This is a genomic window from Lysinibacillus sp. UBA5994 (assembly GCF_002429725.1).
GTDB lineage: Bacteria > Bacillota > Bacilli > Bacillales_A > Planococcaceae > Lysinibacillus > Lysinibacillus capsici.
Genome location: NZ_DJAU01000056.1, coordinates 270,082 through 293,190, shown reverse-complemented (window position 1 = coordinate 293,190; position 23,109 = coordinate 270,082). Strand labels below are relative to the sequence as shown.

Here is a 23,109-nt window from a genome sequence, read left to right as displayed (position 1 = left end):
GATCTAGCAATTTACCTATTTTGAGGTAGCTTCAAGAACCATTGGGAATTACAATGATAACAAGACAATCTTTTCAACAATCACCAACTCGATTTGTTATTCCCTTTTGTCTTAAGCTGTACCATGTTATCCGATTCGTCTCAAAGTGCAAAAGGAGGAAGTTACCTTGACTCAAATTAATATTAATGGCGTACCGTATGAAGTAAAAGAAGGAGCTACAATCCTTGATACCATTAATCAACATGACATTCCGCATCCACAGATTTGTCATGTGCCAGCTGTTGACCCAATTGAAACATGTGATACATGTATCGTGGAAGTGAATGGCCAATTAGTTCGTTCCTGCTCTACAAAGGCAGTAGACGGCATGAATGTATTCCTAACTTCTGACAAAGCAAAAGCGGCACAAACAGAAGCGATGGACCGTCTACTCGAAAATCATTTACTGTATTGTACAGTTTGTGATAACAACAATGGCAATTGTGCATTACACAACACAGCCGAAATGATGGAAATCGAGCATCAAAAATATCCCTATCAACCAAAAGTTGAACCTCATGAAGTAGACATGTCACATCCGTTTTATCGATACGATCCTAACCAATGTATCGCTTGTGGTCAGTGCGTAGAGGTTTGTCAAAATCTACAGGTAAATGAAACATTGTCCCTTGATTGGGAAGCAGAAAGACCACGTGTCATTTGGGATACAGGCGTTGCTATCAATGATTCTTCCTGTGTAAGTTGTGGTCAATGCGTAACCGTATGTCCATGTAATGCCTTAATGGAAAAATCCATGCTTGGAGAGGCTGGATTTATGACTGGCCTCAAACAGGATATGTTAGATCCGATGATCAGTTTGATTAAGGAAGTTGAACCAGGCTATAGCGGTATTTTTGCCGTTTCTGAAGTGGAAGCAGCCATGCGTAGTAAGCGCACCAAAAAAACAAAAACAGTATGTACTTTCTGTGGTGTAGGCTGCTCGTTCGAAGTTTGGACAAAGGGTCGTAAAATTTTAAAAGTACAGCCTTCCGATGGTCCAGTAAATGCGATTTCTACATGTGTCAAAGGGAAATTCGGCTGGGATTTTATCAATTCTGAGGAACGTATTACAAAACCACTCATTCGTAAAAATAATGAGTTTGTGGAATCATCGTGGGATGAAGCACTTGATTTAATTGCAACAAAACTAGGTGGCATTCAACAACAATATGGTCCAGGTTCTGTTGGCTTTATCTCCTCTTCTAAAATTACAAATGAAGAGAATTACTTAATTCAAAAAATGGCCCGTCAATTATTTGGCACAAACGATGTCGATAATTGTTCTCGTTATTGCCAATCTCCTGCAACTGATGGTTTATTACGTACAGTTGGCATGGGAGGAGATGCTGGTACGATCAAAGATATTGCTAAGGCTGGACTTGTCATTATTGTTGGGGCTAATCCAGCTGAGGGACATCCTGTTTTAGCAACACGTGTGAAACGTGCACATAAATTACATGGTCAGAAATTAATTGTTGCTGATATTCGTAAGCATGAAATGGCAGAGCGTTCCGACATCTTTATGCGTCCAAAGCAAGGTACTGACCAAGTTTGGTTAATGGCTGTTACCAAATATATCATTGATCAAGGTTGGCATGATGAAGCGTTTATTCAAGAAAACGTCCTTCATTATGATGATTTTAAACAAGTACTTGCAACCTATACACTTGATTATGCACAAGAAATGACTGGTATTAGTAAGGAAACATTGATCGAAGTAGCTGAAATGATTCGTGATGCAGATGGTACATGTGTTCTTTGGGGCATGGGTGTAACACAAAATACTGGTGGCTCATATACATCCGCAGCGATTTCAAATTTACTTTTAGCAACTGGGAACTATCGTCGTCCAGGTGCTGGTGCCTACCCACTTCGCGGCCATAACAATGTGCAAGGTGCCTGCGATATGGGGACACTTCCAAATCTATTACCAGGCTATCAAAGAGTCACAGATGACGAGGCACGTGCAAAATTCGAAAAAGCCTATGGTGTCCCTATTCAACCACAGCCTGGTCGAAATAATATGCAAATGTTAGATGCGATCATGGAAGGGAAAATGAAAGCGATGTATTTAGTGGGCGAAGATATGGCACTTGTTGACTGTAATGCCAACCATGTAGATGAGGTGCTTTCACAGCTTGACTTTTTCGTTGTCCAAGATTGTTTCCTATCACGCACAGCACAATATGCAGATGTGATTTTACCTGCTGCACCTTCGCTTGAAAAAGAAGGTACATTTACGAATACGGAACGTCGTGTTCAACGCCTGTATCAAGTATTACCAACACTTGGTGAGTCGAAAGCAGATTGGGAAATATTGCAAGCGGTTGCTCGTCGTTTAGGGGCAGATTGGCATTATGATCACCCAAGCGACATTTTTGATGAAATGGCGAGCCTGTCTCCCCTCTTCTCACAAGCCAACTATGATGTTCTTGAAGGCTGGGGAAGCTTCTGTTGGGGTAGCCATGATGGTAAAGATACACCATTATTATATGAAGATGGCTTTAACTTCCCTGATAAGAAAGCTCGTTTTGCTTTAAATGATTGGGTGCAGCCTGTTGAGTTTGAAGCACAATACGATTGTCATATTAATAATGGCCGTATGCTTGAACACTTCCATGAAGGAAATCTAACAAATAAATCGAAAGGTATTCAATCGAAAGTACCTGAAATTTTCGTTGAAGTATCACCAGAATTGGCGAAAGAACGAGGCATTGCAGATGGAGCCCTACTTCGTTTAGTGTCTCCATATGGTGCCTTGAAGCTAAATGCTCTTGTTACAGATCGCGTACAAGGAAACGAATTATTCTTACCAATGAACTCTGTTAGCAAAGATTCAGCCATCAACTTCCTAACTGGCCCTGCAGCAGATGTGAATACGTCAACACCAGCTTATAAACAAACAAAAGTACGAGTAGAAGTGCTAAAAGCAAAAGGTAAATCACCACTTCCTCGCACAAACCCACGCTATAAAAAGCGTCATCCTCAAAATGGTGTTGAGGTACAACGAAAATGGAATCGTCCTGGCTACGTTCACTTAACAACCATAAACGAAAGAGAGTGAGAGCATGGCTGTACCCATTACAGGCATTAAAAAACAAAAATTAACAGAAGAACAACTAAAAGAACAAAAATTAGATAATCTAAAAGAACTGCTTTCTGAAAATGAAGAAGCCGTCAATCAGGTGTTTAGTATTATGGCCGAATTAAATGATATCGGTGCACTAGAAGCAGCAATGAAGCTACTTGAAGCCAAAGAGGAAGTGGCACATATTGCACTTGGACAATTAACACGTAAGCCTGTAACCAATATCATTAACAATTTAATGGGTGTTGCGGGAGCATTGACGGAGCTCAATCCTGAAACAACGACTAAGCTGATTGAAGGCTTAAATACAGGCGTAGATGAAGCAAGCAAAGCACTTGAATCGAATGAAAAGGTCAGTGCCTTTAAGCTCATGAAAATGATAAACGATCCAGATGTTAATCGTGCGCTCAATTTTGGGGTTCATTTCTTAAAGGGACTCGGCAAAGGCTTAAAAGAATAAGGTGGTTCCTAAATGTTAACAAAAGAAAATGTTGTAAACGCATTGAAACAGGTAAATGATCCTGAGCTACATCAGAGTATTGTAGATTTGAATATGGTGCGAAACATTCATATACATGACAACCATATAGCGCTGGATATTATTTTGACCATACCAGGATGTCCGTTAAAGGCGAAAATACAGCAAGATGTGGAGGAGGCCTTACAAGCGCTTGGTGCCTCCACTGTTACCATTAGCTTTGGCTCTATGACAGATCAGGAGCGCCGCACTTTAACCGCCTCTCTACAGGCAAAGAATGTGACTGATCAAGGAATGCCAAACATGCTACTGCCTAATTCTGGTGTTCAATTCATTGCCATTACAAGTGGTAAAGGCGGTGTTGGAAAGTCTACGGTGACCATTAATTTAGCGGTTGCACTTGCTCGTCTTGGCAAACGTGTAGGTATTTTAGATGCTGATATTTATGGTTTCAGCATCCCTGCCATGATGAAGATTGATCAAAAGCCTACCATGCTTGATCAAACGGCGATTCCAGTAGAACGTCACGGCATAAAAATAATGTCGATGGGCTTTTTTACAAATGACAACCAGCCTGTTATGTGGCGTGGTCCTATGCTCAATAAGTGGATTCGAAATTTCCTTGTCAACACGCTATGGGGAGATTTAGATTACCTCCTCATCGATTTACCACCTGGTACAGGAGATGTTGCAATTGATATGGCTGCGATGATTCCACAAGCCCAAGAAATCATCGTGACAACACCGCATCTTGCCGCTTCTCATGTTGCATCTCGTGCAGGCTTGATGGCGCAACATACGAAACACAGGATTCTTGGTGTTGTTGAAAACATGGCCTATTTTGAAGGTGCTGACGGTCAAAAAAACTATCTATTTGGACAAGGTGGAGCCGAACAATTAGCAGATTTATTACAGACAGATGTAATCGCTCAAATTCCTTTTGCTCAACCTGAGGAAAATACAGGTTCCTCGGTCTATGATGAAGTGTCGATAATCGGTGAAGTGTTTACTCATTTAGCAGAAGATCTACTCTATAAATAACCCTTGATTTGTTTTTTTACCATGCACTAATCTAAAAACTGATACAAATGAAAACACCTTACGTTGAAATAAGGGGATAAGCTTCCCGAACAATCAACGTGAAGGTGTTTTTTATGTGAACAAGAATAAGTTATTATATAGAAGAAAAAAATAAGATAAGCAAAAGCCCCGCTAAACAAGTATGAGAATAAATTAGAGTTTAAAAATTATTGCGTCTACATTTTTTATCTTAGGTACACTTCTTCAGTCACATCATCTGTCAGAAAAAGTTACCTTGCATATAGATTAAGACTCTATCTATTTGTATTATCAACAAGAAGTAAAAAAGGAATGACGTCCCGTAATGGCACGATTAATCATCCTCCAATCGAGATGTTTCTGACCTAACCCTCGCTTAGATCCGAAATGTTCTATAATCACTAAAACGGATGCATGTAGAACAGGTCATTGAAGGTCATATTAATTCATCACAGCAGTTATCTCCTTTGCATGTTCATGATGCTACTTTAAATGAATATTAACTCTTTAATTTTCAAGTAATTTATCTATTACTAGCTTTGTTAAATTAGGCATTATTTCCATAGTGTATTTCAATTCTGTTCTTTCATATCTATTATGTGCATCATATCCATATGGTCCAATATTGATTGCAGGGATATTTAGTTCTCTAATGGCATCATAATTTACATAATGTTTAGTTCTCCAGCTAGGGTTATTGTTAACAACTGAATTCACACTATCTTCATCGACATTTATAGCCACGCAACTCATATCACAAATATGAGGGAAATAATTTTTCTGTACAATAGGCTTATCATAATGTGGTTGAACTTTTTCTACTGCATAATCTAAAGCGGTTAGTAAATTTTTTTCTTTTTCATTTTTACCAGTTACTTCTACACATGGTGAGTACAATGAAGAATAAAAAATAATGATTGCAGGACTCTTATCCTTGGTCCACTTCCAAACTTCTTCTACCACTTTTGCAGAAAACATGCGTACATCTAACTCTTTATTTTTTAATAATTCGTGTTTAAAATTTTTTATATGCTCTTTGTAATTGTCCCCATATTCAACAATAATTGATTGTTCTAATTCTTCATAGAATAATACCCTCGTCTTCCATGGCAATTTTGTATATTCCTGCCCACTAATTTCGCAATATCTCTTATAATGATTATTTAAATTAGCTATTGCATTATTAAATGCAATTTCAGCATGGACTTTTAGCTTTTCTAACACATCTTTAGGTGACCATGATTGCACAAAGAAATTATAATATACATATGAAGCAAGAGCTGTCTGAACTGTATAAGTCTCTTTAAAATCCGTTTGCTTCAAACTTACAGGTGGCATCGGTGTTTCTCCTAACGATTTATCACATAACTCTGGGTTATATGCAATTTGTCTAGTTAACTCCGCAGCAATATAGTTAGGGTCGATTCCTTCAAAACTAGAGCCTACATGGCTTTCCACCCCAGTTATATAAAAAGAAGGGAGTAGCTTACCAACGCTACCTTTATATATATATCTACTTTCATCCCCCTCATACTTAGGAGCAACAAAATCGGAGTTAATTAATGCCGCGTAATCAAATCCATGCTCTACTTTTAACATTTTTAAATCATTTAAACCGGACAATACTCCATGAGAACTATCCTCTTCATCGCATTCAGCAAAAAATACGATATTTCCATTCAGTTCCTCTGGGTATTCAGAATAATATTTTAATAGATAATAATGGCTTGCAACACCGCTCTTCATATCAAGTGTTCCTCTTCCAAATAACCATTCATTTGATTCTAAATGCTCTCGAACCAACGGCGGAACTTTTTCACCCTTTAACGCTTCATGAAGTTCATTAGGTAAACAAGCCTTCTCTTTCAAACTATTATAATCATCGATACCCACCGTATCTGTATGTCCCATTAGCACAACCGTTTTATTACTATCTCCTTTAGTACCTTTTACAAATGCAAACACATTGTACCTTTCAACCTCATCATCTACTGTTCGTGAAGTAAACACATATTTAGGATTTTTCAGGAAATAAGGTAAATTAGAAATTGTTTTAGCCAATGACTTTGATATGTTAATTTCCCCTTCAGTATTAACAATGCTTTCAATATTTACAAGTTCGTTCGTAACCTTTAATACTTCTTCATACGTTTTTAACATCTCTCATCATCCCCTAATTAAAGATAATAATTATAAAACTTGTTGCAAAAACTTAATCGTTCTTTCTTGTTTTGGCGCTTTAAAAATTTCTACTGGAGAGCCCTCTTCAATAATTTTGCCATCTGCTAACATAATCACCCTATCCGCAACTTCCTTAGCAAAGCCCATTTCATGGGTTACGACGACCATCGTCATTCCGTCTTTAGCAAGGTTTTTCATCGTTTCTAAGACTTCTCCTACCAACTCAGGATCCAATGCTGATGTTGGTTCATCAAATAACATAACACTTGGATTCATTGCCAGTGCTCTAGCAATAGCAACTCGTTGTTTTTGACCACCAGATAGTTGTTCAGGATAGTAATTGGCTTTATCAGCAAGACCTACTCGTGTTAACAAATTCATAGCAAATTTAATCGCTTCCTCTTTACTTTGCCTTTTCACCTGAATTGGTGCTTCTATTACATTTTGTAAAACACTTAAATGGGGAAATAAATTGAAATGTTGAAATACCATCCCCATATTTTCTCTTACATGATTTAAATTAGTTCTTTTTACATCAATAATCTCATCATTAATGCTTATCGTACCTGAATCTAATATCTCCAAAAAATTCATACATCTTAATAAAGTGCTCTTCCCTGATCCACTAGCCCCTATTAGAACAACCACTTCTGATTTATTAATTTCAAGATTTATACCTTTTAAAACCTCCAAGTCACCAAATGATTTAGAAAGCGATTTCAACTTTATCACGTTTTTTCCTCCTTCCAACATCCAGTCGACTTTCAAGTTTATTAAATAACAGCGTGAATAATAAGACTAAAATTAAATAGTAAATTCCCACAACAAAGTATGTTTCAAGAGGCATATAGTTGTATGCTTGAGTTGACAGTGCATGGTTAAACAATTCTGATACTGCGATATAAGCTACTAAAGACGAATCTTTTAACCCTATGATAAATTGATTAGCTAATGCTGGAATAGCTCTTTTAAAACTCTGTGGTAAAATAATTCTTCTCATTGTTTTAAAATATGTCATTCCTAATGATCGACCAGCCTCCATTTGGCCTTTATCAATAGATTGAATGGATCCACGAAAAATTTCTGCAATATATGCTCCTGAATGAATTCCGAGCGCAATGGATCCTGCTGCAAAGTCTGATAAAGTGAAAATACTAGAAATACCATAGTACAAGAACATAAGTTGTACTATTAATGGCATACCTCGAACAACAAAAATGTAGCCGTTAGCAATACTTTCCAAGATTTTTATATTGGATACTTTGAAGAAGGCAAACACTAACCCAATTACACAAGCAATAAATAAAGAAACAATTGTTAATTCAATCGTTAAAACTGTCGCTTTTAAAAACTCAATGCCATGCTTTTGAAATATTGATGTTACATTTGTGAGAAAATCCATATTAATCACCTAACCTCTTTTAAGTATGTGGACGTAAAAGACAAACACTCCTATAGATAGCTAAAATTTATTAATAAAATTAGATTTTGCTGGGAAGTAAAATAGAAAGAATTTTCAATCTATTTAGTCTGCAATTTTAATATTTTAGAACAATTAATAGCTATGCCTAGTACGTCTTTAGCATACTAGGCACACTATTTTTAACAGTTATTCTAACAAGTCTTTCCCAAACCATTTCATACTTATTTCTTTATACGTTCCATCCTTAACCATCTCTTCAATCGCCTTATTAATCGCTTCTAATAAAACTTCATTATCTTTATTAATCGCCACTGCAATTTCTTCTCTTTTAATGACCTCTCCTAAGGCTTGAATCTTCAATCCTGATTCTTGCATTGCTGAAATACCTACAATTCTATCAGTAATTACTGCATCTAGCCGACCTGGTGGAAGATCCTGTAATGCATAGATTTCACTAGGGAATTCTTTGATTTTATCTGTATATTTCTTAGCATCTTCAACATACGTACTAGCTTGCATAACGCCTATCGTTTTTCCCTTTAAATCTTCTACCGTTTTAATCTCCTTATTTTCACTTGAGATAAATACTGTAGCACCTGAAACATAATAAGGGATTGAAAAGTCGACCTGTTTAGACCTTTCCTCAGTAGCTGTCATACTGCCAATAATGGCATCATATTTATTACCTCGTAACCCTTGAATAATTGTTTCCCATGGATTTGTTACAGGATTTGCTTCAAGGCCAATCCTTTTTGAAATTTCTTTCCCTATTTCAACATCAAAGCCTACTAATTCTTGATTTTCCTTATAATTTAATGGTTTTAGTAAACCACTCATTGCAAATGTTAACTTGCCATCCTTAACCAATTTCATTTCTGTTGTTACACTTTTATCCTGATCCTCACTTTTTGCATCCGCAGTAGCTGGAACTTGTGTATTTGTTTTATTTTCCGAACATGCCGCCATTAGCGAAATAACCAACACCAATAATAAATAGAATCTATTTTTCTTCATCAAATAACCCCTCCATTTAATTAAGCTAGTTCTCCACCATCAATAGCAATTGTTTGTCCGGTAATATAAGATGACTCATCCGAAGCAAGGAAAGCGTATAATGCTCCGACTTCCTTAGGATCTGCATGTCGTTTCAGAGGGATACCTTCATTTACAACTTCCAACATATCTGGGGTATACTCAGCCATTTGCATAGGGGTTAGTACGTATCCAGGGCATATCGTATTAACTCGGATATTTGGAGCAAGCTCCAATGCCATTGTTCGTGCTAAAAGATTAACCCCTGCTTTGGAAGCATTGTAGTCAGCATAGAATGGATGTCCTGTCACTCCATTTGTAGACGCTGTCATAAGTATGACACCCTTGCCCTGCTCCACCATAATTTTTGCGGCTGCTTGTGAAGTATAAAATACCCCGTTAAGATTAATGTTTAATACTTTACTCCATTGTTCAGGACTAATATCAAGAAACTTATTGCGAATGCTAATACCTGCATTCGCAATAAAAACATCTACACCACCTAAATCTCTTTTTATATTCTCAAAAACAGCGTTTACATTTTCAGGATTACTAACATCTACTACATAGCCTTTAGCAATTCCGGGATTTTCTTTTATCGACTGTTCAATACCCTCTTTATTAATATCTAAAATAGCCACTATCGATTCTTCTTCTATAAAACGTTGTGCTGTGGCTAATCCTATACCACTAGCACCTCCTGTAATAACTACTCTCTTATTTTTTAAACTTCTATGATTGGTTCTCATTCAAACACCTCCCTAATGGTTATTAATTAATTCTTTTTTATTTTTCACCTTTTGTAGATATACCCTCCATGAAATACACCATTTAGAAGGCTCATCTAAATAGTCTGCTTCAATTAACTGATGAATTGTGCTATTTTGCGGTGCTGCTTTAACAATTTCTGGCGTTTCGTATGCTTCTTTAGAAATCTGCTCAAGCGCTTGAATATATTCATCTAAATCTGCCTTAGAATAAGATTCTGTTGGTTCAAGTGTAAATGGTTGTGGAACAATATAAGGATGATGACTAGTCCAGTAATGTAAACCAAAGTCAGTCATTCGGCGCTGTACATCCTCTGTTGTAACACCTGTTTCTTTCTCCAACTGCTCCCAACTATAACGAACTTGCTCTAATCTTTGCCCTTGTATATACGGCACACTTACACCACGAATTTTTGATACTTTACTATACAGATAATTGTTATTTAATACGGCTGTTTCTGCCACAGCTTTAAGTCCATCTGTGCCTAATGCTCTAATCCAAGCATAAGAACGCAAAATCGTTTGAGCTACCCCATGGAATGATCGTACTTTTCCAATCGAATGCTCTAATTGATCATTTAACACATATTGGTCTCCCTCTTTCTCAACAATTGGACCTGGCAAATAAGGCTTTAATTCTTCTGTGACCCCGAGAGCCCCTGTTGCTGGCCCTCCACACATGTGAGGTGCTGCAAATGTTTTGTGTAGATTGAAAAAACACATGTCAAAACCTGCTTCTCTTGCACGTGTGATTCCTAACAGTCCATTGGCATTTGCCTGATCGTAGTAACAAATTCCACCAACATCATGCACTATTTTCGTAAATTCTTTAATTTTAGAATTATAAATCCCCGTATCTTCAGGGTTAGCTACAACAAAACCAGCTGTTCTTTCGGATACAACTTCTTTCAATTTATTAATATCCGGAAAACCATTTTTATCTGGATGAATAGTTATTATTTTATAACCTTTTACTACTGCGGTTGCTGCTTGAGAAGGGTGTGAGAAGATGGTTGTAATAATTTCATTACGTTGATCTGCTTCACCTTTTACTTCAAAATATTTGCGTACAATCGATGCCATCGCAAACAATGCTTGTGTACCACCACTTGGTTGGAAAGAGAAACAATCCATCCCCGAAATTTCACGCATCGCTAAGTCCAAATTGTGAATAATTTCTAGCATTCCTTGGACAGTACTACCCTCTTGTAAAGGATGTAATTCCATTATTTTAGGATTACGAATAAGCAATTCATTAATTTTTGGAATATACTTCATCGTACAAGTGCCTTGTCCAATTTCAACATTAAAATCAGAGCCTAATGTTTCTTGCGATAGTCTTACATAATGTCGTAACACCCGCGCTTGTCCTATTTCTGGTAAATTTGGTTTATTTGCTCTTTTCATTTTCTGAGGTAAGGATGAAACACCATCACCGACTGCTGCTACAATCTCATTTGAAGGTTGCGGAACTTCTACTCCAACTTCTCCTGATTGATGTAACTCAAAAATGATAGGTTCATTCCATTTAGCTTGATGAAAATCTTTATTTACATTCTCTCTTAGAATCTTATCCACGTTAAAACTCCTTTCTTCCTATTTAATATCCAACAATTGTAGCTAAAGCATTGATTAACTTATCAATATCCTCTTTAGTGTGAACTTCCGTTACACAATAAAGTGCTGCTTGACCGTATTCAGGAAATTCCAACGATAAGTCTTTACCACCGAAGATTTTTTGCTCAAGTAATCGTGAATTTATTTCTTCTACTGTTAATCCTGTATCGTTAAAATCTATAATGAACTCTTTGAAAAATGGAGAGGTAATTCTTGAACCCCGAATATTGTTAATAGAATTCAATTGCATTACTGCATACTGACTGTTTTGCATAATGGCTTGACCTAACTCGTACATGCCATTTGGTCCCATTAATGATAAATACACACCTGCTGTAATCCCCCAAAGAGCTGTTTGTGTGCCTACAGACTCCTTACCGTTTTCTCTATCTGCAAAGGACGTACGATCATAGGCAATGTCACCAAAACCATATTCACCTTTCTTTACAGTCGGAATAATACCGAACAATCGTGATGGATATTCATTAACAAATTTTGGATCATTATATGTTGCAATAAATCCAGCTTGCCCTCCACTATAATTCATGTGCATACCTAATGGTTGAAGATCTCCACAGACGATATCCGCTCCATATTGACTTGGTGGTGCCAATACCCCAAGAGAACTTGGATCAACTCCTACTATCATAAGTACGCCATATTTTTTAGCAAGTTGTGAAATTTCCTGACCTTGCGACTCGATAAAACCTAAATAGGATGGATTTTCAAAGTAAATAGCTGCAACTTCGTTTGACAACTTTGCTTCTAAATCGGCTAAGTCCATTAATCCTGTATTAAGATTGAATTTTATTCCTTCAAATGATAACTGTGGTGTACCATAGTTTGTAATAACTTTTCTGCGTTCAGGAGAAAGTGTATTAGCAAGTAATATTTTCGTACGCTTTGTAATCCGACTCGCCATACGAATTGATGTAGATGCAGCTTGGGCCCAATCGAATGTAGGAACATTCACTACTTCCATATCCACAAGCTCCGCCATTAAGCTTTGATATTCAAATAATGCTTGAAAGCGTCCATGATCCTCATAAGGCTCTCCTGCATAAGCTGTTAAAAATTCTGCACGTTGATTCACTTCATCACATACGGCTGGTATGAAGTGTTGCCAGCAACCAGCTCCTAGAAAATTAATATATTCATTGGTACTTACATTTTTATTTAAAAGACCCTCAATATGGCGTCGTAACTCTAATTCATTCAAAGCTTTTGGAATATTCATGGTACCTTTAAAATGTAAATCCTCCGGAATACACGAATAAAGCTCCTCAACGGAGTGAACACCAATTTCATCTAACATTTCTTGCTTTACCTCAGATACCATATTAGGGATATATGGATGGACCTTTTTACTCATTTAATTTGCCTCCCTCTATAATTATTTTTAGGCTAAGCCGCCACCATCAACTGTTAATGTCGTTCCTGTAACCCAAGCAGATAAATTACTTGCAAGGAATAGTACCCCTTTAGCAATATCTTCAGGTGTTCCTAATCTTGCTAACGGTCTATCAACAGCTGAACTACGTAAGAAACTTGATTCATCTATATTTAATTGTTTTGCTTCTCCACGAAGTAATGGCGTATCTGTATCTCCAGGACAAATGCAATTTACGCGAATATTTTCTGGACCATGATCAATAGCCATAGCCTTTGTTAAATTTACAACCCCTGCTTTTGCAGCACAGTAAGATGCAGCTTTGTCTCCACCTTTGATTCCCCACCCAGAACCAGTATTAATGATACTGCCACCATTTCCTCTCATGAGTGGGATTAAGTATTTCGAAAGTAGATAGACCCCTTTTAGAGAAACATTAATAACAGCATCCCAATCTGCTTCCTCTAAATCCACCACTGTTTTTCTACGGATAATGCCTGCATTATTAAAAAGTACATCTACTTTTCCGTATCTCTCCTGTATAGAATCAGCCACACTTTTGCAATCTTGTGTATTCGTTACATCACATTTTAAAAACTCAACATCTAAACCAGCTTCTTGAAAGCTTTTTTCAGTCTCCTTACCTTTTTGTTGATCAATATCTAAAATCACAGTTTTAGTTCCCAACTCACTTAATAATTTAGCTGTTGCAAGGCCAATCCCTGAGGCCCCTCCTGTAATCACAGCCACTTTACCTTCCAATTCAAAATAATCTACCAAATAAATCTTCCTCCTTCCCTTTGCTTACTATATATCTAGCAAAATACGTGCCAAGTGTAGAAACACAAATCCATTTACAATTTTAATCTACGAAATGTCAGAAAGTTCTGATGTTAAAGGATTTTCAAAATGTGTATAGTAAAAGATTCAAAAATATACTAAATTTCCTTTTTGCCATTTTTGTCAATTCCGTTGTCACTTTTGTCATTAAAATTAGCCATAAAAAAACACAAATACCTAGAAAGTTCATTTTAAATTCCCCTTAAGGAGGTGAGAAATTTAAAAATCTCTAAAAGCAAGGTATTTGTGTCAAACTTATACTATAAATTTACACTTTTTAATTTTCTATAAAGCGTTCTTGTACTTATGCCTAATTCTTCAGCAACACGTTCTTTTCCAGCAGTGTCATTTCCATATATAGAGAGCATTTGGTAGATGACCTCCATTTCCGTATCTTTCAATAGATTAGAATTGCTATAAAGATTTTGTGCTTGATTATTCTCGATGATATATTTCGGTAAGCTTTCCCTTGTTAATTGTAGGGAGTTTTCCATTACCATACTGTACTCTAATACATTTTCTAACTCTCTTATGTTCCCTGGCCAAGAGTATGATTTCAATTCCTCCAAAAATTCCTGCGAAAAATCTTTAATAAATTTCCCTGTTTTATGCTGAATCTTTTCAAGTAATTTTACAATCAAATATTCTATTTCATCTGTTCTTTCTTTTAAAGGAGGTAATGTTAAAGGGATCACATTTAGTCGATAATATAAATCCGAACGAAACTCACCTTTTCTCACCATATCTTCTAAAGGTTTATTTGTCGCAGCAATAATCCTTACATTTACTTTTCTAGGCTCAATTGCTCCGACTCTATAAATAAGCCCATCTTGCAAGACTGTTAATAGCTTCGCTTGTAAATGTAATGGTAATTCTGTAATTTCATCGAGGAATAAAGTACCTTTATCTGCTACTTCAAAATAGCCCATTTTCCCTTTTCTTCTAGCCCCTGTAAACGCCCCTTCATCATAGCCAAACAACTCGCTTTCAAACAAGTTTTCTGGAATGCTTGCACAATTCAACTCTATAAATTTCCCTTTGTGTGTAATGCTATTTGAATGAATATATTTCGCTAATAAACTTTTCCCTGTTCCCGTCTCTCCTGTTATGACAATTGAAGATGGGCTATTCGCAATACTACTTAACTTACTCTTTATAAGTTGTAAGTGAGGTGCGTTGCCTAATACATATTTCGTATCAAATCCTTTTTTATTTTCAAGCAATAAATAGGATCCTTCGTTGTTCAAGGCATTAATTATCATATCTCCCAACCGAGCTAACCAATACTGATATTCCTTCGGCTCAGATGAAAATTTTTTCTCCCCCTCATCTGTAAAACTGACAAATGTCAAATATCCGAAGTGACGATCTCCTTTTACTAAATTCATTAACATTTCCACTTTAGATGGACAGTTATTTTGGAACCTACAACCAGAACACACTTTCATTTGACCAGGTTTTTGTAAATATTGAACAGATTTAGAATAATACTTCTGAAAGAACGGAAGGTGTACCTGTATCCCTTTTTGCTTTCTATATTCTTCCGTTGCTATAAAAACTTCACCATTCGAAGTAAAATAGGCCATTTCCAATTGTAATAGTTCACCAAATGCATCCAGCATAGATTGCACTAATTTTTCGGCATTCAACATGATATTCCCCCCACAAAAATCGAAAAAGTAATATAGCCAAATTGTTTATAGTGAAAATAGCTCGTAATAGTCCGTAAAATAGTTAATGGATTAGGTTTCATGAGAATTACACCTTTTACGGAAGTTTAATTTAATTATCTTATCTTTTTTAATTCGCCAAAAGTTACATCTTACCTTTATAATTTTCTTCAAGTTAGGATTATAGAGCATGAGAAATACCATGCAAAATTAAATTGCCCCATAAAAGTTAAAGGAAAATCTAACTTTAAATGGGGCATTCCATGACTGTGTAGCTAACATTTATAACTATGTCTATATTCTATAACATCCTCTAAATAAGAAGTTTATCTCATTCAACAACGTCATTGATCTTTATCTGCTTTGCTACTCATTGTAAGAACTATTTACCTTTAAGCATTATGTTTTTTTACTAAATATCTGATCCATTATAGACAAAATATGTAGATTAGATAATAATAACATTACATAGAGAAAATGAGGTGATTCCCTTGAAAATGAATTTAAACGTCTCACAACAAATTACTCAAACGTTGACAACTGAACTCATTCATCAATTGGAACTACTACAATACTCCAGCTCCGAATTAGAACAACATATTTATGAGAAATCAAATGAAAATCCACTATTAACTGTCATTGAGAAAAACATGAATCACACAAAGGATATTGTAGACCTTGCCACAATGTCCATAAAAGGTATTCAACCTAAGCAAAAGCAACAGTATGATTTCATTCAAACTCGATTAACACAGCAACATTCATATATTACCCAACTACTCGATCAAATACCTTTACATCTAAATCTTACACCACATGACAGAGAAATTTTAAAATATTTCATACATAACCTCGATGAACATCTATTTTTAAATGTAGATTTATCCAAAGTTGCTAAATCATTTAACATCTCTTTAGACCATATAAATACACTTTTAGATCTATTACAAACATTCGAACCTCTTGGCGTTGGCGTTAGAAATATGAAAGAGTATTTATTAATTCAAATTTACAATGATATAGAAGCCCCACCATTTGCAGCTCCATTCATTCAATATCATTTAGAACAAGTAGCTAATTTATCAATTAAATTGTTAAGTACAACTTACGACATTTCAATAGAAGAAACTCAACGAACAATTCTATATATAAGAAACCTAAAACCCATCCCAGCTTCATTGGATAATAATGCTACTAGCGCGTATATTATACCTGATATAATCATTAGCAAATTGAATGGAGAATGGATAATAGAACTAAATAATCGGTTTTTACCTAAAATAGAAATTAATCAAGATTACGTAGATCTATTAAAAGAGTCCGTTGAAGATTATGCCTATTACCAGCAATGCATGAACGATATTATAGCTTTAACGCAAGGAATAGCTCAACGTGATAAAACTTTATACAGCCTGACACGATTACTTCTTGATTTACAAGCTTCATTCTTTGAACATGGAATAAAAGCCTTATCTCCTATGCGTTTAAAAGATGTTGCACAAGCATTAAATATGCATGAATCCACCATAAGTCGTGCGGTTAAAAATAAATTTATCCGTACACCACATGGAATCTTTGCACTCCAGTCTTTATTTACAAAAGGAATTATCAACGATTCAGGAAAGCTTGATTCTGTGTCCTATATAAAAAGTCGCATTAAAGAATTAGTAGAAAATGAGAATAGAAAAACTCCTTTATCAGATCAACAACTAACTGAAAAATTAGAAACTGAGGGTATTCGAATTTCACGACGCACAGTTTCAAAATATCGTAAAGAATTGAACATAGCCAATTCATCTAAACGCATTTATTTATAAAAAACTTTATTATCAGTTACTTATAAGAGTATAAAGACAAAATAAATACCCTTCATTATGGGATTGACTGTCTCAAAAACGATAGTCAGTTCCCAAATGAAGGGTTTTTTCGATCACTTATAACCAGCCTTTTGTAACACCTGCATGAAATAAAAACGATACGTATTTTTTACAAATGTCTCTAGAGGTAGCCCTACATTCACTTGATATTTTGTAAATATAAAATAAAATCGTTTATCCCACTTTAGGCGTAATAACTCGCCTGCTTCTTCGCCATACTTCATCGTAAATTCTTCCATCAAAGGTTCGATCATCTCATAACAATAATCTTTTAAATGGGCCAGTGCTTCAATATCCTTATCCCTTTGAAAGCGTATAATCCAATCTACTAATTGTTCATTCATATTTGCACGCCGTCCTTTTAAAAAGAGTTTCTTCCTATTAAATTATACTCCTTTTTTGGCGAATCAAAAAAAGAACGATTTTTCCAGTAGATTTCACTCATCAATAGGACGATTCCAACGTAGATGATAGTGAACAGACCTCTTTTTCGTTTCTTTATCGAATACTAGTAATCTATCACCAGCTTGAATGACGTAGCTATTCTCTAATGTCCGAACAGTGGGCTGTTGTTGTTGGGAATTAATGATGCCAATATTGCGTTCCCACAATACCTGATGTTTGTTCATATCATAGAGCAATAACATGTGTTCAGCACTTTCTCGCTGTGTTTGCCTATATGAAACAAGAGCCGTTTTTTCTATGATATCTACATCCACCACTTTTGGTTGTAAATTTTCATAGGCTTGAATGGCTGGCTCGGTTAGGACAACTTGACTAAAATCGCGAATGGCCTGATAATCCTCTACAGGCTGTGGATGTGTAGCAAAATAGCCCGGCAACTCTGTCTCGATGAAAAAACGGGCAGATAGGTAATCTTGAGCCTTCGCATCCTCACTTAATGTTTTACCATCAAAGCGATAGAATTTGCCATCGACCCCTTCCAAATATAAATCGTTCTCTAGGACAGCCATTTGATGTGCATTATTGCTCAATATCGCTATTAATGACGGATGTTGCGTTCGAAAATCTTTTTCAGAAAGTAGTTCTTTGCCTGTTTCCATATCTACCAAGGATAATTGACCAAACTCATCATCACGATGATGGACAAGAACACCCCCCATAAATTCCCCAAGCAGTGTTTCTTTATAGGAAGCTGATTTTGTCCATTGCTTTTCACCTGTTTGTAAATTCACAGCTACTAGGAGATGATGTGCGATTAAATGCGTAATTCCATTCGATGTCCCATTATTTTCTGAGCCTTGCACCATTTGAACAGCAATGCTTTGTGAATCATCTGTATAAATCGGCGAATCGGATTTAATGGGAAAGCCTCTCCCCGCTAAGCCAAAAACAATCATTAATAGATTACTGACGAATAAAAAGGCAATGAGCAAAATGCTAGAAGTAACGAGTCGTTTTCGTTTCATGACGATAAACAAAAATAGTAGAAGTCCCGTACCTAGCACGATGCAGAAAAAAATATCGTGGATAAGCCAACCATTTAAACGCCATGAATAGATATATCGTTGTAGAAATTGTTCCACTTCTCTCCCCCCCTCAAACAACGACTAACTAAAATCTGAATAAAGCACATAACGGTCACATTCCAAGCATTGAAATAAATAGCCTTGATGATGACCATTGTTCATTAAGGATGCAGAAAGTTCTTCTTTTGAAAAGCCGGTATAATTATCAAATTGATCCTCAATTCCTAGCTCTACTAAATCACGCCAACCAACATAGCCGATAAACGCACAATAGTCAGAGCAATGTGCCACCCAATTATTGCCCTGCCAGCTTACATAGCCAGGCGTCCGAAAGAGTACTTCCTCAGCAAACTTGGGGTTCGTAACCTGTTCATCCTCCATTAAGTCTTGCTGGAAAGAACCATCATATTTTTGAGCTGCTTCCCCACTATGGATGCAGGAAGGACAAAGATAATCTACTTCCTCAATTGCATAAATACCACCAGTATAATAGACATCCACTTCTTGCTCGCAACAATCACATACAACGATTTCATCTGTTTCAAAAATTTCAGCCTCTAGAGGGTTTGGTAGATATTTAAACGTTGGAATTTTCGTTTTAAGCTGCTGATGGTCTCTAATTTTTCTTGGCAGCAGAGGATTCACCGAATTTGGTTTATCTATGTAGGTCTGGAGAACGCCATACTTTTTTCGATCCTTTTTATCGTCTTTATTCATAATGACAGTAAATAACTGATATGCCTCATGATACATCCTAAGTAAACAGTAGACCTCTACTAATATCCTTAATGTTTCTTCTGTTTGTTGAACCTGCTTTAATTGATCTTTAAAAATATGCATTTGATTAATGGTTATCGGATTGGAAGGATTAAATTTTTGTCTTAGTTCGTGCCATTCTTCCACAATCGTCATAAAAAATAAGCCTCCTTCTCACTTGCTATTTGGCAAATGAATAATCTTTTATCATTTGGCAGATTTCCACTTTATAGTTTGTGTACCATTTGTCTTTACCCAATTGTTGTGCTGTTAAATGCTTGGCATTGTCTTTCCATGCTTGGATAGCCTCTAGCGATTCCCAATAAGACACCGTTATGCCCTTTCCTTCCTCATTTCTAACACTTTCAACACGAATGAAACCAGGCTGTTGCTGTGCTAAGGCATCGATTAGGTCAGCCATCTTGCCATAGCCATCCCCATCTTGCTCAGTTCTTTGCGATGTAAAAATCACTGCATAATATGTTTCCATTTATTTCTCCTCCTCTATTACTTTTATTGTAAACCATAATGACTTTGACTAAAATCTAAATATAGGACACTGAAAGGATTGTGACAGAATGGGAATTAATCCAAACATGGCAGAAATAGCGGCACTTCTTGGTGAAACGTCAAGGGCAACCATACTTGCTAGTATGATGGACGGTCGTTTTCATACGGCTAGTGAACTTGCATATATGGCTGCCATCAAACCACAAACTGCTAGCTTTCATCTTGCTAAATTAGTAGAAGGAAAGCTGATAAAAGTTGAAAAGCAGGGACGTCATCGTTATTTTCAATTGGCTGGTGAGGACATTGCTCAATTTTTAGAGTCATTCCTAGCCATCTCTCCACCACCTGAAGTACGTTCATTAAAGCAATCGAGCCAAATCAAGTTATTACAGGATGCTAGAACTTGCTATGATCACCTTGCTGGTAAATTGGGTGTCCAATTAACGGAATCGATGCTCAAAGCAGGCTATCTTACATTGGAGGGTAAACAATTTGTCCTGACAGATGAGGGCATATTATTTTTTACGACATTCGGAATCGATTTAACTGCTTTAAAGAGAAAACGACGATCCTTTTCTCATGCCTGTTTAGATTGGAGTGAACGGCGTTATCATTTAGCTGGTGCACTAGGCTGTGAGCTATTAAATCAATTTTTCAACCTTGGTTGGCTTTTACGAGTTCCCTCTATTCGCGCCATTAAAGTGACGGAGAAAGGGAAAACAGGCTTTAAAGAGGTCTTTCATTTAGATTTGTAAAATAGGAAAGGGCACGGGGTTATCTCCTAGCCCTTTCTCCACTAAAAGTTCGGTTTACTAAATAAATGCCCATGATGATGAATAAGCCGCCAACCATTAGTGATGGTTTTAACGGTTCTTCCAATAACACCCAGCCTGTTAATACGCCAAAAAAAGGAGCTAAAAATAAATAGGCACTTGTTTTTCCTGGATCACTATTTTGCAGAAGATAATACCACCCTGCAAATTGTATGATCGAGGAAAAAATACTAAGCCACAACAGAATCAATAACGATTGTGGATTCACAATAAAAAATGGCTGTTCTAACAATGCGCTTCCTAGTAATAAGAGTAAGCCACCAAATAGCATCTGATAAGCAGATAAAACCCACGTATCAAATAACACGCCCCATTTTTTCACTAACAAGGTGGCAGTAGCCCAAAAAACAGCTGATAGCAAGCCAAAAAGGATGCCTACTTTCAATTCAACTTGTGCCCCCATCGTAATCATCACCCCGATTAAGCCAAACAAAACCCCGATCCATTGATAGAAACGGTAGGACACTTTCATAAAAATGGTGGCAAAAATTACAACTAGTAATGGGTTTGTAAATGTTAAAATAGAAGACTCACTTGCCGTAATGGTGCGGAGACTTAAAAAAATACACCCCATCACACCTGCTGTTTGAAAGAGCCCGATCATGCATAACTTGAACCACTCCCTCCTTGTAATAGGATGAGGTCTCTTCAAGATGATAACAACGATAGCCATGATTATACCAGCCAATATAAAGCGAAGTGCAGCTAATAATAAAGGCGAGGCATACGGTAAGCCTAATTTAACAATGGCAAATGATGAACCCATTAAAAAGGTCGTTACTACTAATAAAGCAATAAATTGATAATTTTTCATCCAATAGCTCCTTACCTGATAGAATAATTGTTCTACGTACATTATAATCAGGAAGTATTTCAATGCTCATCGAAGTATGGATTACAACTCAATTGAAAGATTTTATAAGATTTCGTAAGGAAGAGGATAGTATTAAAAAATCTTACCTCCAAAAGCAAAGAGGTAAGAAACTATGGATTATTTATTCTGCATAAACGATCTGACGTTGTCTGCGATTTCCTCCGATTTTGTATGGTGTAAGTAATGATCCCCATCCAGTGTGATTACTTTGCCGTATACGGAATGTTTGACTTGTTCTTCATGAAGCGGTATCCAGTTCTTTTCAACTCCACCACTTTTCGCTTGGACAAATAAGAGAAGAGGTAAATCTTTAGGGAATGTAAGAGTTTTGGCTGCCGTGAAATTTTTGCTAATATGCTCTAATTCATTTGAAGTGCTTGTATTATAAAAGTTTTTGAGTGTAATCATCCTAATTTGCTCTTTTGTGTCGTCATCATACGGAAGACCTGCATAGGGATCATCTGAAAATTTTATAAGAATTCTTGCAATCCCTGATTTTTTTAGCAGCTGTAACGACTTAATTGGAAACTTCGTGTCCATACCACCCTGTGTAGGGACACTGCTATCAATCCCGACAAATCCAGTTACCTCATTCGGATATTTATTAACATAATCGAGTCCATAGATGCCTGCTATCGAATGTCCCATTAGCATATACCGATCAATCTTTAACTCCTGTAAAGCTTCATGGATTTCACTAACAATATTCTCTGTGCTTCGTTCTTTAGCTGTATCCTCACTTAAGCCATAGCCAAAGGGCTCTATTGAAACGATTTTATAATAGGGAGCTAGTTCATCTATCAATGGCTTAAAGTCGAGCGTTGGTGCTGCAGTACCGAAGCCTGGTAGTAATACGATGGTTTCAGCACCCTTACCTTGAATGGTGACATTCATTTTTTCCCCATTCACGGAGACGAGCTGACCATAAGGTTCTATTTTTCCTTGCTCTATCTTGTTGCAAATAATGTTTATTGTAAAAACAATGACAAGTAGCCCCACAATGGATATACCTAGGACTGCCATTGATTTCAGTAAAACACGCATAAATTTTTTCATGTTTGATGCACGAGAGGGATTCACCTTTACTCGTGCCTCCTCCTTTACTACGATTATTCCAGCTACTTTTGAGCTGTTAGTGCAACTATAAAGGAGAGAGATGTCTTCCGAATGACGACAATATGAACA

General features: G+C 36.5%; 20 protein-coding genes. 5 read left to right on the top strand and 15 right to left on the bottom strand.

Annotated elements, in window-relative coordinates; genetic code table 11:
• Positions 1 to 166: 166 nt before the first annotated feature.
• The 3 genes from fdhF to B3D98_RS17685 are packed head-to-tail and all read left to right on the top strand — an operon-like array spanning position 167 to position 4,646.
• Positions 167 to 3,103 (top strand): formate dehydrogenase subunit alpha, encoded by a 2,937-nt coding sequence (gene fdhF / locus B3D98_RS17695; protein ID WP_288584799.1) that lies wholly within the window; start codon positions 167 to 169, stop codon positions 3,101 to 3,103.
• Between the two features lie 4 nt (positions 3,104 to 3,107).
• Positions 3,108 to 3,587 (top strand): DUF1641 domain-containing protein, encoded by a 480-nt coding sequence (locus tag B3D98_RS17690; protein WP_288584796.1) that lies wholly within the window; start codon positions 3,108 to 3,110, stop codon positions 3,585 to 3,587.
• A gap of 12 nt (positions 3,588 to 3,599) precedes the next feature.
• Positions 3,600 to 4,646 carry an Mrp/NBP35 family ATP-binding protein gene (locus B3D98_RS17685; protein WP_288584793.1) on the top strand — a complete coding sequence of 349 codons (1,047 nt, stop codon included), beginning with the start codon at positions 3,600 to 3,602 and terminating at the stop codon, positions 4,644 to 4,646.
• A 525-nt stretch (positions 4,647 to 5,171) separates the two neighbouring features.
• On the opposite strand, the gene B3D98_RS17680 is transcribed toward B3D98_RS17685, so the two are convergent.
• The 9 genes from B3D98_RS17680 to B3D98_RS17640 all read right to left on the bottom strand — a co-directional run bounded on the left by B3D98_RS17680 (position 5,172) and on the right by B3D98_RS17640 (position 15,302).
• Complete coding sequence (locus tag B3D98_RS17680; protein ID WP_288584790.1) at positions 5,172 to 6,824, bottom strand: M20/M25/M40 family metallo-hydrolase; 1,653 nt, start codon at positions 6,822 to 6,824, stop codon at positions 5,172 to 5,174.
• A gap of 30 nt (positions 6,825 to 6,854) precedes the next feature.
• The gene (locus B3D98_RS17675) at positions 6,855 to 7,577 is read right to left on the bottom strand and encodes an amino acid ABC transporter ATP-binding protein (RefSeq protein ID WP_004230601.1); all 723 of its coding nucleotides are present in this window, start codon (positions 7,575 to 7,577) and stop codon (positions 6,855 to 6,857) included.
• Entirely contained in the window at positions 7,552 to 8,247 is a 696-nt protein-coding gene (locus B3D98_RS17670) for an amino acid ABC transporter permease (protein ID WP_048392444.1), read from the bottom strand. The genes B3D98_RS17675 and B3D98_RS17670 overlap by 26 nt, the downstream gene beginning before the upstream one ends.
• Positions 8,248 to 8,454: 207 nt before the next feature.
• Entirely contained in the window at positions 8,455 to 9,282 is an 828-nt protein-coding gene (locus B3D98_RS17665; protein ID WP_259419626.1) for an ABC transporter substrate-binding protein, read from the bottom strand.
• 20 nt (positions 9,283 to 9,302) lie between these two features.
• Complete coding sequence (locus B3D98_RS17660) at positions 9,303 to 10,049, bottom strand: SDR family NAD(P)-dependent oxidoreductase (RefSeq protein ID WP_288584785.1); 747 nt, start codon at positions 10,047 to 10,049, stop codon at positions 9,303 to 9,305.
• A gap of 12 nt (positions 10,050 to 10,061) precedes the next feature.
• Positions 10,062 to 11,645, bottom strand: coding sequence for an aminomethyl-transferring glycine dehydrogenase subunit GcvPB (gene gcvPB, locus B3D98_RS17655; RefSeq protein WP_115673320.1), 1,584 nt, complete (start codon positions 11,643 to 11,645; stop codon positions 10,062 to 10,064).
• Positions 11,646 to 11,667: 22 nt separating this feature from the next.
• Entirely contained in the window at positions 11,668 to 13,056 is a 1,389-nt protein-coding gene (gene gcvPA, locus B3D98_RS17650; RefSeq protein WP_115673321.1) for an aminomethyl-transferring glycine dehydrogenase subunit GcvPA, read from the bottom strand.
• 27 nt (positions 13,057 to 13,083) lie between these two features.
• Complete coding sequence (locus B3D98_RS17645; RefSeq protein WP_288584779.1) at positions 13,084 to 13,854, bottom strand: SDR family NAD(P)-dependent oxidoreductase; 771 nt, start codon at positions 13,852 to 13,854, stop codon at positions 13,084 to 13,086.
• 320 nt (positions 13,855 to 14,174) lie between these two features.
• Positions 14,175 to 15,302, bottom strand: a complete 1,128-nt coding sequence (locus tag B3D98_RS17640; protein ID WP_233732018.1) for a sigma-54 interaction domain-containing protein — start codon at positions 15,300 to 15,302, stop codon at positions 14,175 to 14,177.
• Positions 15,303 to 16,081: 779 nt separating this feature from the next.
• On the opposite strand from B3D98_RS17640, the gene rpoN reads away from it, so the two are divergent.
• Entirely contained in the window at positions 16,082 to 17,401 is a 1,320-nt protein-coding gene (gene rpoN / locus B3D98_RS17635; RefSeq protein WP_288585214.1) for an RNA polymerase factor sigma-54, read from the top strand.
• Positions 17,402 to 17,514: 113 nt separating this feature from the next.
• Here the strand turns inward: rpoN and B3D98_RS17630 are convergent, their stop codons facing one another.
• The 4 genes from B3D98_RS17630 to B3D98_RS17615 all read right to left on the bottom strand — a co-directional run bounded on the left by B3D98_RS17630 (position 17,515) and on the right by B3D98_RS17615 (position 20,197).
• Positions 17,515 to 17,805, bottom strand: a complete 291-nt coding sequence (locus B3D98_RS17630; RefSeq protein WP_048392436.1) for a hypothetical protein — start codon at positions 17,803 to 17,805, stop codon at positions 17,515 to 17,517.
• Between the two features lie 93 nt (positions 17,806 to 17,898).
• A complete protein-coding gene (locus tag B3D98_RS17625; RefSeq protein WP_288584772.1) occupies positions 17,899 to 19,008 on the bottom strand; it encodes a PA2928 family protein in 1,110 nt (369 codons plus the stop codon).
• 24 nt (positions 19,009 to 19,032) lie between these two features.
• Positions 19,033 to 19,863 (bottom strand): CbrC family protein, encoded by an 831-nt coding sequence (locus tag B3D98_RS17620; RefSeq protein ID WP_103118335.1) that lies wholly within the window; start codon positions 19,861 to 19,863, stop codon positions 19,033 to 19,035.
• A 25-nt stretch (positions 19,864 to 19,888) separates the two neighbouring features.
• Complete coding sequence (locus B3D98_RS17615; protein ID WP_016991657.1) at positions 19,889 to 20,197, bottom strand: antibiotic biosynthesis monooxygenase family protein; 309 nt, start codon at positions 20,195 to 20,197, stop codon at positions 19,889 to 19,891.
• Between the two features lie 88 nt (positions 20,198 to 20,285).
• Between B3D98_RS17615 and B3D98_RS17610 the strand changes: the two genes are divergently transcribed.
• A complete protein-coding gene (locus B3D98_RS17610) occupies positions 20,286 to 20,972 on the top strand; it encodes an ArsR/SmtB family transcription factor (protein ID WP_288584766.1) in 687 nt (228 codons plus the stop codon).
• Positions 20,973 to 20,991: 19 nt separating this feature from the next.
• Here the strand turns inward: B3D98_RS17610 and B3D98_RS17605 are convergent, their stop codons facing one another.
• Together B3D98_RS17605 and B3D98_RS17600 are read right to left on the bottom strand one after the other, a co-directional pair.
• On the bottom strand, positions 20,992 to 21,864 hold the full coding sequence (locus B3D98_RS17605) for a DMT family transporter (RefSeq protein WP_115673326.1): 873 nt from the start codon (positions 21,862 to 21,864) through the stop codon (positions 20,992 to 20,994).
• Positions 21,865 to 22,041: 177 nt separating this feature from the next.
• Positions 22,042 to 23,004: an alpha/beta hydrolase gene (locus B3D98_RS17600; RefSeq protein WP_081011037.1), complete on the bottom strand. Its 963-nt coding sequence runs from the start codon at positions 23,002 to 23,004 to the stop codon at positions 22,042 to 22,044.
• Positions 23,005 to 23,109: the final 105 nt, after the last annotated feature.

What these genes read in the sequence shown, in the direction of transcription:
- B3D98_RS17630 (WP_048392436.1), bottom strand. Translation starts at nt 17,805, where the DNA reads ATGAATGAACAATTAGTAGATTGGATTATACGCTTTCAAAGGGATAAG.
- B3D98_RS17615 (WP_016991657.1), bottom strand. Translation starts at nt 20,197, where the DNA reads ATGGAAACATATTATGCAGTGATTTTTACATCGCAAAGAACTGAGCAA.
- B3D98_RS17610 (WP_288584766.1), top strand. Translation starts at nt 20,286, where the DNA reads ATGGGAATTAATCCAAACATGGCAGAAATAGCGGCACTTCTTGGTGAA.
- gcvPA (WP_115673321.1), bottom strand. Translation starts at nt 13,056, where the DNA reads ATGAGTAAAAAGGTCCATCCATATATCCCTAATATGGTATCTGAGGTA.
- B3D98_RS17640 (WP_233732018.1), bottom strand. Translation starts at nt 15,302, where the DNA reads ATGAATTTAGTAAAAGGAGATCGTCACTTCGGATATTTGACATTTGTC.
- B3D98_RS17660 (WP_288584785.1), bottom strand. Translation starts at nt 10,049, where the DNA reads ATGAGAACCAATCATAGAAGTTTAAAAAATAAGAGAGTAGTTATTACA.
- B3D98_RS17685 (WP_288584793.1), top strand. Translation starts at nt 3,600, where the DNA reads ATGTTAACAAAAGAAAATGTTGTAAACGCATTGAAACAGGTAAATGAT.
- B3D98_RS17670 (WP_048392444.1), bottom strand. Translation starts at nt 8,247, where the DNA reads ATGGATTTTCTCACAAATGTAACATCAATATTTCAAAAGCATGGCATT.
- B3D98_RS17680 (WP_288584790.1), bottom strand. Translation starts at nt 6,824, where the DNA reads ATGTTAAAAACGTATGAAGAAGTATTAAAGGTTACGAACGAACTTGTA.
- rpoN (WP_288585214.1), top strand. Translation starts at nt 16,082, where the DNA reads ATGAATTTAAACGTCTCACAACAAATTACTCAAACGTTGACAACTGAA.
- B3D98_RS17665 (WP_259419626.1), bottom strand. Translation starts at nt 9,282, where the DNA reads ATGAAGAAAAATAGATTCTATTTATTATTGGTGTTGGTTATTTCGCTA.
- B3D98_RS17605 (WP_115673326.1), bottom strand. Translation starts at nt 21,864, where the DNA reads ATGAAAAATTATCAATTTATTGCTTTATTAGTAGTAACGACCTTTTTA.
- B3D98_RS17620 (WP_103118335.1), bottom strand. Translation starts at nt 19,863, where the DNA reads ATGACGATTGTGGAAGAATGGCACGAACTAAGACAAAAATTTAATCCT.
- B3D98_RS17690 (WP_288584796.1), top strand. Translation starts at nt 3,108, where the DNA reads ATGGCTGTACCCATTACAGGCATTAAAAAACAAAAATTAACAGAAGAA.